6 protein-coding genes are annotated in these 7,434 nt (G+C 69.6%); 2 read left to right on the top strand and 4 right to left on the bottom strand.

Annotation, left to right across the window (positions count from 1 at the left end; translation table 11 throughout):
* Positions 1 to 142: 142 nt before the first annotated feature.
* Together CEP50_RS17005 and CEP50_RS17000 are read left to right on the top strand one after the other, a co-directional pair.
* Entirely contained in the window at positions 143 to 1,711 is a 1,569-nt protein-coding gene (locus CEP50_RS17005) for an SLC13 family permease (RefSeq protein WP_181188433.1), read from the top strand.
* A gap of 94 nt (positions 1,712 to 1,805) precedes the next feature.
* Positions 1,806 to 2,894 carry an endonuclease/exonuclease/phosphatase family protein gene (locus tag CEP50_RS17000; RefSeq protein WP_106114936.1) on the top strand — a complete coding sequence of 363 codons (1,089 nt, stop codon included), beginning with the start codon at positions 1,806 to 1,808 and terminating at the stop codon, positions 2,892 to 2,894.
* 29 nt (positions 2,895 to 2,923) lie between these two features.
* On the opposite strand, the gene CEP50_RS16995 is transcribed toward CEP50_RS17000, so the two are convergent.
* From CEP50_RS16995 to CEP50_RS16980, 4 genes are all read right to left on the bottom strand, one after another.
* Positions 2,924 to 4,867: a YhgE/Pip domain-containing protein gene (locus tag CEP50_RS16995; protein WP_106114935.1), complete on the bottom strand. Its 1,944-nt coding sequence runs from the start codon at positions 4,865 to 4,867 to the stop codon at positions 2,924 to 2,926.
* Positions 4,864 to 5,757 (bottom strand): ATP-binding cassette domain-containing protein, encoded by an 894-nt coding sequence (locus tag CEP50_RS16990; protein ID WP_106114934.1) that lies wholly within the window; start codon positions 5,755 to 5,757, stop codon positions 4,864 to 4,866. Before CEP50_RS16990 ends, CEP50_RS16995 begins: the two co-directional genes overlap by 4 nt.
* Positions 5,758 to 5,840: 83 nt before the next feature.
* Complete coding sequence (locus tag CEP50_RS16985) at positions 5,841 to 6,761, bottom strand: A/G-specific adenine glycosylase (RefSeq protein ID WP_106114933.1); 921 nt, start codon at positions 6,759 to 6,761, stop codon at positions 5,841 to 5,843.
* Positions 6,762 to 6,858: 97 nt separating this feature from the next.
* The gene (locus CEP50_RS16980) at positions 6,859 to 7,353 is read right to left on the bottom strand and encodes a beta-class carbonic anhydrase (protein ID WP_106114941.1); all 495 of its coding nucleotides are present in this window, start codon (positions 7,351 to 7,353) and stop codon (positions 6,859 to 6,861) included.
* Positions 7,354 to 7,434 lie beyond the last annotated feature (81 nt).

Below are 7,434 nucleotides of genomic sequence, written 5' to 3'. Positions count from 1 at the left end.
CACCCACCCCCACCCCCCACCCACAGTGGGGGGCTTTTTCATATCCACAGACATCGGCTCTCCTTCGCCGATCCACTGTGCTACACAGTCCCGTACGGTTTTCAGCAGCCGTGCCGACGGATGCACAGGATTGGCGGAATCGATGAAGCAGGGCATGAGCCGTGATGGTTCTGTCCCCCGCCCGGAGATCGGTGCGGGACGTGAACCGGTTCGAGTGTCCACGCGGGCCTGGATCGGACGATTACTCGGTCCGTTACTGGCGATCGCGGTCTACACGGTACTCCCGGACGGTGCGGACGGGGTGACCCACGCCGGCCGTGGAGTCGCCGCCGTCGGAACACTGATGGCCGTCTGGTGGATGAGTGAGGCGCTCCCACTGGCCGCCACGGCCCTGTTACCCGTTGCCTTGTTCCCCTTGCTGGGGGTGGGCGACATCGAGGACGCGACCACGCCGTACGCCAACGACATCGTCTTCCTGTTCATGGGTGGGTTCATGCTCGCCCTGGCGATGCAACGCTGGGGGCTGCATCGGCGTATCGCCCTGCGCACCGTCCTGGCCGTGGGAACGCGCCCGGTGCGCATGGTGGGCGGGTTCATGCTGGCCACCGCTTTTCTGTCCATGTGGGTCAGCAACACCGCCACCACCGTGGTGATGCTGCCGATCGGCATGTCCGTGCTGAGTCTGGTGTTCGAACACCTCCACGGCAGTTCCGTCGCGGAGGGCACGGAGCCGGCCACCGCTACGACGAACACCGATTCGGGGCGTTTCGCGGTGTGTCTGATGTTGGCCATCGCCTACGCGGCGAGCATCGGTTCACTGGCCACACTGATCGGCACACCTCCCAACCTCTTCATGGCGGGTTTCCTGTCCGAGAACCATGGGGTTCACATAGGATTCGCGCAGTGGATGGTTTTCGGACTTCCACTGGCCGCCGTGCTTCTGGTGTTGGCCTGGTTGCTGTTGACCATGGTGATCTATCCGACGAACATCACCGAGATCCCCGGCGGGCGGGAGCTGTTCCGGAACGAACTCGCCAAACTCGGGCCGATGAACCGGGGGGAACGGTTCGTCCTCGTGGTCTTCGTGCTGACCGCCGCTCTCTGGATCCTGCGCGAACCGCTTTCCGAACTGCTTCCCTGGCTCAACCTCTCCGACGCGGGGATCGCGATAGCGGCCGCCCTGGTGCTGTTCGCGACCCCGCTTCATCCCCGCCAGGGAGTGTTCGCTCTGGACTGGGGTTCGGCGGGCGAACTGCCCTGGGGAGTCCTGTTGCTGTTCGGCGGTGGCCTCTCGCTGGCCTCCGCCGTGGGGTCGAGTGGGCTCGACGCGTTCATCGGTACCCGGGTGGGGGCACTCGGTGGTGTGCCGCTGCCGCTGCTGGTGCTGACCGCGGTGGCGGCGATCATCTTCCTCACCGAAATGACCAGCAACACCGCCACGGCCGCCACGTTCCTGCCGATCCTGGCCGGTGTGGCCCTGGGACTGGGCACCGACACGCTGCTGCTGGTCGTGCCCGCCGCGGTGGCGGCCAGTTGTGCCTTCATGCTGCCGGTCGCGACACCTCCGAACGCGATCGTGTTCGGTTCCGGCTACGTGACGATCCCGCAGATGGCCAAGGCGGGCTGGTGGCTCAACCTGGCCGCACTCGTACTGATCCCCGTCGCCCTGTACGGTCTCGGCGGCTGGGCACTGGGGATCACCCTCGGCTGATTCCGTTCCCGACCGCATACGGTCGAGGGACATCTCCGGTGAGGTGTGACACAGCCCCGGTCGGCCCGGAAGGTTTTCCGGTAGGTGTGGCGGTATGGGACGTGAGGCGGCGGAGCGGGACCGTGGTGATCCGGTCGAGGAGGACGCGGAGTTCGCACGGCGGAAACCGGCGCGTGCTCGCCGCCGCGCCCCCGGTGGACCGGTGGTCACGGTGCTGCTTGTGCTCTCGGCCGCGTTTCTCTGCGGGGTGGCGCTGGTGCGGTTCGCCGGACTGGAGCGCGGCCAGATCTCCTCGGCGCTCGTCGCGGTGCTGCCCTACGTCACGGTGGGCGGTGGGGTGCTGGTGCTGCTGGCACTGGCGCTGCGGCGCTGGTTGACCGCGCTGGTGGTGAGCCTGGTGACGGCGGTGCTCGCCGTCAGTGTCGCCCCCCGGGTGATCGCCGACGAGCCCACCGCGGTCCGGGGGAGTTCCCTGACCGTGTTGAGCGCGAACGTGTACTTCGGGGAGGCCGACGCCGAGCAGCTGGTCCGGCTGGTGCGGGACAACGACGTGGACGTGCTGAGCATGCCGGAGCTGGACTCGGGGATGGTGGAGAAGCTGCGGGAGGCCGGCCTGTTCGAGACGCTGCCCTACCGTGTGCTCGCCCCGGAGGGGGGCGGCGACGGCTCGGGGATCGTGGCGCGTTATCCGCTGCGCGAACTCTCGCTGGTCTCCGACAGCACCATGCGACAGCCCTCGGCCCTGGTCGACCTGCCCGGGGAACGGGACGTGCAGTACGTCGCGGCGCATCCCGTGGTCCCGGTGGGGGGTGACACCACCACCCGGTGGAAGCACGAGATCACCTCGCTGCCCGCCCCGACCACCGATCGGCAGCGGCCGGTGCGGATCCTGGCCGGGGACTTCAACGCGACGCTGGACCACACGCCGTTGCGGAAACTGCTGGGGCGCGGTTACTCGGACGCCGCCGAGCTGACCGGCCGCGGCTTGACTCCGACCTGGCCGGAACTGGGACGTCCCTGGGCCCCGCCGGTCACGCTCGATCACGTGCTGGTCAGTGGGGACACCGCCGTGCGCGAGTACCGCACCTTCACACTGCGCGGGACCGACCACCGGGCCGTGCTGGCCCGACTCACGATCCCCTCCCGAACGGACGACCCCGCCGGGGGAGGCTCACACGGGTGACCGGCACGCGTCCCGCGCACGGTCGGAGGTCATAGCTCCACCGGAGGATGCAGCCGTCCCACGGTCCACACCCTTTCTCGGATGATCACGAACGTGGTGAGGGTCAGCGCCGCGACGAGGAAACCGCCGAGCACCAGCAGGTCACGTACCAGGTGTTCGGTGAGTCCTCCGGAGATGGTCACGCGCAGCCCGTCGACCAGGTAGGTCATGGGCAGGTAGGGGTGGATCGCCTGGAAGAGGGCCGGTGTGGTCTCCATGGGGTAGAGGCCGCCGGAGGCGGTCAACTGGATGATCAGCAGTACGAGGGACACGGCGTCACCGACCACACCGAACGCGGTGCGCAGCAGATGGTCGATCGCGACGAAGGCGGTGGCGGCCAGGGTGAGCAACCCGACCGTGGGCCAGAGGTGCAGCGGGTCGAGTCCCAGACCGAATCCGACCGCGGCCAGCAGCACGTTCGCCCCGAGGGCGCCGAGCAGGGCGGCGGGCAGCCATCCGCCGAGGGCGATGGTCACGGCCCGGGTCCGTCCGGCCAGCGCCCGCTGGTTCACCGGTTTCAACAGCAGGTAGGCGAACAGGCCGAACACCCACAGCGCGATCGCGAAGAAGAACGGGGCCAGACCACGGCCGTACACGTGGGCGGGGTTGAGGTTGTCCTGGCTGATGGTGGTGGGGGAGCCGAGGACGTCGGCGGCCTGGGCGACCTGTCTCGGGTTCGTGGGAGGGACACGGGACAGGCTCTGCTCCACGAGCCCGGACAGTTCGGTGGCCCCCTCGTTGAGCTGTCGCGCGCCGGCTTCGAGCGTGTCCCCGCTGGAGGCCAGGGTGGCCAGGCTGTTGGTCAGCGTGCTGGCCCCGCTGCTCAACGCCGAGGTTCCCGTGGCGACCCGGTCGGCGGGTTCGGAGACGGCTCTGATCCGCTGCTGTATCGCGGAGACGTTGCTCCGCAGCGCGGTGAGTCGGGACTGGGTCCGCTGCGCCTCGGACAGCACCTCGTGGGCCCGGTCGTCCATGCTGTCGGTGGTGCCCGCCACGCGCCGTGCGTTCCGCAGCGTTCTGCGGTAGACGGGGTCCTCGGCCAGTTCGGGGTGTTTCCGCGCCAGTTCCTCCAGTCCGCTCACCCCGTTCGACGCCCGGTCCGTCACGAAGGAGGTGGCGGTGGCGAGGGTGCCGAGTCCGTTCACCACGGTGGAGCTCGTGTCCACGGCCTCGTCCATCGCCGCCGGGGTTTTCTCGGCGGTCAGGTGCGTCAGCGCGCTCAGCCGTCGGTCCAGCTGGTCGGCCGCCGTGGAGATCTCGCTGATTCCCCGGGAGAAGCTGCGGGAGCTGTCCAGCGCCCCGGACAGCCCCTCGTTGACGCCCGAGGTGCCGTCCACGGCCAGTGAGGTTCCCTCGACGAGCTCGTCGGCGGCGCGGGAGGCGTTCGAGAGCTTGTCCCGCATGGTGTCCAGCTCGTCGTAGAGGGCACGAGCGTAGGCGCTGTGTGCGGCGGCGTTGATCTGGTTCTGCAGCTCGACCTCGACGGTGTCGGCCATGATGCCGACGATGTAGCCGTTGGCGTCGTTCTTGGTGATGCGCAGGCTGGCCCGTTGGGGAGAGGTACGGGTGGCGGTGGCGAGTTTGGCGCTGAAGTCGCTGGGGACGGTGATGGTGAAGTAGTAGTCGCCCTGGCGCAGCCCACGCCGTGCCTCGTCCTTTCCGACGAAGTGCCACTCGAACGTGCGGCGGGCGCGCAGCTGCTGGACGAACTGCTCTCCGGCGTCGATGTACTGCCCGGAGGCCTCCACCGGCTGGTCCCGGTTGACCACGGCCACGGGGACCCGGTCCAGCCTGCCGTAGGGGTCCCAGTTGGACCACAGGTACAGCGACCCGTACAGCAGGGGGACGAGTACCAGGGCGACCAGCACCAGGGGGCGCAGTACGCCCCCGCGGAACCTGCGGAGTTCGAGCAGCGCGAGCTTGATGGCCTTCATCGCGGGGGTCCGTTTTCCTCGGAGTCCGAGTCGGACTCTTCCGGTTCGGGCAGTTCCGCCGTGTCCTCGACGGCGGGGGCGGGGGTGTCGGGGTGTTCGGCGGCGTCGTCCACGAGGGAGAAGAGGTCCGGCTGGTCGACCTCGCGTCCCGGGGCGGCGTGCTCGCCGGGGGAGACGAGCTCGGCTCCGGTGAACTGTCCCGCCGGGGGAGGAAGTCCGGTGTCCGGTCGGGTTCCCGGGTTCCGGCAGGGTTCGGGATCCGGATGGGGCAGTCTGACCACCGGCTCGACGTCGGTCCGGGGTGGGTCGGTGGTGCTGGCGATCACCGTGATCCCGTGGGTGCTGATCCTGTGCAGCGCCGCCCACACCCGGGTGCGTGCGGCCTCCGGCAGTCCCTGCTCCACGTCGTCGACCAGCAGTCCCGCCGGTGTCGGTGCCACCCCGAGGGCGACGGCCAGCAGCAGACGTTCAGCCGGGTGCAGTGTCCACAGCGGTGCTCGGCGGTCGGGGTCGATGCCGACGAGCGCGAAGGAGGCCGCGATGTCCTCCTCGGTGGTCGCGGCGGTGATGCGGCGTTCGCGTATCGCCTCGCGGACCTTCCAGCGCTCTTCCAGCTCGAAACCGGGAACCAGCCTCGCCGGTGCGATCAGTCGGCGGGCGTGCCGGGCGTGTCGGGGCAGCCGGTGCCCGTCGACCTCGATCCTGCCCGCGACGAGGCGCAGTCTCCCGGACAGGGCGAGCAGCAGCGCTGTCCGGCCCGTTCCGGAGGGGCCGGCCACCACGGCGAGCTGTCCGGGGTGGATGTCGACGTCGACGTTCTCGAACACCGGTCCCAGTGGTCCGCGCGCGGTGATGCCGCGTGCGGTGACGGCCACTCCCTCGGAACGCATGGGCCCCCCTGGCGAAGGATCTGTCGTTGATCCAACCTGAACCCTTGCCGGGGGCTCGGCAACTCGAGATCGACCGCCGGGGGTCAGTGTTCGCCGGGCAGTCCGAACCGGCCGTCCTCGGTCTGTTCCACCAGACCGTCCACGAGCAGGGAGTCCAGGGCCCGGTCCCGCTGTGCGGCGTCGCTCCACACCGCGTCCAGCTCGGCGCGTGGGACGGGGCCGTCGGAGCCGCGCAGCACGTCCAGCAGCAGTCCGCGCACCTGGCGGTCGGTGCCCGCGAAGCGCTGCACTTTCTTGGGTGGGCCGTCGTAGGCGGGTTGGCCGGCTTCCAGCCAGGCGCAGTTTCCGGCCAGGGGGCAGATCTCGCAGCCGGGGGAGCGCACCGTGCACACGGTCTGTCCCAGTTCCATCAGGGCCGCCGACATGCGGGAGGCCCGGTGGTCGTCGGTGGGCAGCAGCGCGTCGACGTCGGCCAGGTCCTTGCGGGGGGAGGGGTTGCCCGCGTCGGCGGCTCCGTGCACGGCCCGTGCGACCACGCGACGCACGTTCGTGTCCACCACGGGGGCCCGTCGGCCGTAGGCGAAGGCGGCCACGGCACGCGCGGTGTAGGTGCCCACACCGGGAAGGGCCAACAGTGTGTCCACATCGGAGGGAACGCGGTCCCCGTGCTCGGTGGCGATCACCGAGGCCGCCTCGTGCAGTCGCATCGCCCTGCGGGGGTAGCCGAGCTTGCCCCAAGCGCGCAGCACCTCACCCTGGGGGGCAGCGGCGAGGTCGGAGGGGCGGGGCCAGCGGCTCATCCACTCCCGCCAGATCGGCAGCACCCGGTTCACCGGGGTCTGTTGCAGCATGGTCTCGCTGACCAGCACCCCCCACCCGTCGACGTCCGGTCCCCGCCACGGCAGGTCGCGTGCCGTGTTCGCGAACCAATCGATCAGTTCGTCGGGGTCGAGCGGGCTCCGCTCGTCCGAGGGGGTGAGTGTGTTCTGATCCGGGTTCGTCATGACCCCTCGATCGTGTCATGCCCGTGGTGGTCCTCCCCTCCGGAGGGTGCTCCGGGGCACGGCCGCTCACGCCGAGGGGAGGACCAGCGCCGTGGGGTCAGTCGAGGGCGACCTCGGTGAGACTGTCGGAGTCGATGTCGTGCACGAACGCCCGGACACTGGTGGTCTCGGTCAGGAACGGGCTCTGCCGCACGCGCCGTGCGGACTGGCGCAGGTCCTGCTCGGCGTCACTGAAGGTCTCCACCGACCAGGTTGGTCGTTGACCTGTGACCTTCTCCAGCTCCCCCTTGAACTCCTCCTCGGTGAAGGTGCTCATGCCGCAGCGGGTGTGGTGCATCAGCACCACCTCGGTGGTTCCCAGCTTGCGCTGGCTGATCGACAGCGAGCGGAGCACGTCCTCGGTGACCGCGCCTCCGGCGTTGCGGATCACGTGCGCCTCCCCGGAGGCCAGTCCGAGCGTGCGTGCCGGGTCGATGCGGCAGTCCATGCACGTGACCACGGCGGTGCGCAGCCCGGGAGCCCCCGGTACCTGCCCGTCCCAGGACTCGTGCTCGCGACGGCTGCGGGCCAGCAGGTCGTCGGTCGCGGTCACCTGAACCTCCTCGTGCCGAACGGCGTCCGGAAAGATCGTCGGCACCGAGAATACAGTGATCCCGGACAAAGCGGATGAGCG

Source organism: Actinopolyspora mortivallis (assembly GCF_003001495.1).
GTDB classification, from domain to species: Bacteria; Actinomycetota; Actinomycetes; order Mycobacteriales; family Pseudonocardiaceae; genus Actinopolyspora; species Actinopolyspora mortivallis_A.
This window is presented reverse-complemented; position numbering and strand designations above follow the sequence as displayed.

Excerpts from the sequence above, each read along its gene's own strand:
- CEP50_RS16995 (WP_106114935.1), bottom strand. The coding sequence starts at position 4,867 with ATGAAGGCCATCAAGCTCGCGCTGCTCGAACTCCGCAGGTTCCGCGGG.
- CEP50_RS17000 (WP_106114936.1), top strand. The coding sequence starts at position 1,806 with ATGGGACGTGAGGCGGCGGAGCGGGACCGTGGTGATCCGGTCGAGGAG.
- CEP50_RS16990 (WP_106114934.1), bottom strand. The coding sequence starts at position 5,757 with ATGCGTTCCGAGGGAGTGGCCGTCACCGCACGCGGCATCACCGCGCGC.
- CEP50_RS16985 (WP_106114933.1), bottom strand. The coding sequence starts at position 6,761 with ATGACGAACCCGGATCAGAACACACTCACCCCCTCGGACGAGCGGAGC.
- CEP50_RS17005 (WP_181188433.1), top strand. The coding sequence starts at position 143 with ATGAAGCAGGGCATGAGCCGTGATGGTTCTGTCCCCCGCCCGGAGATC.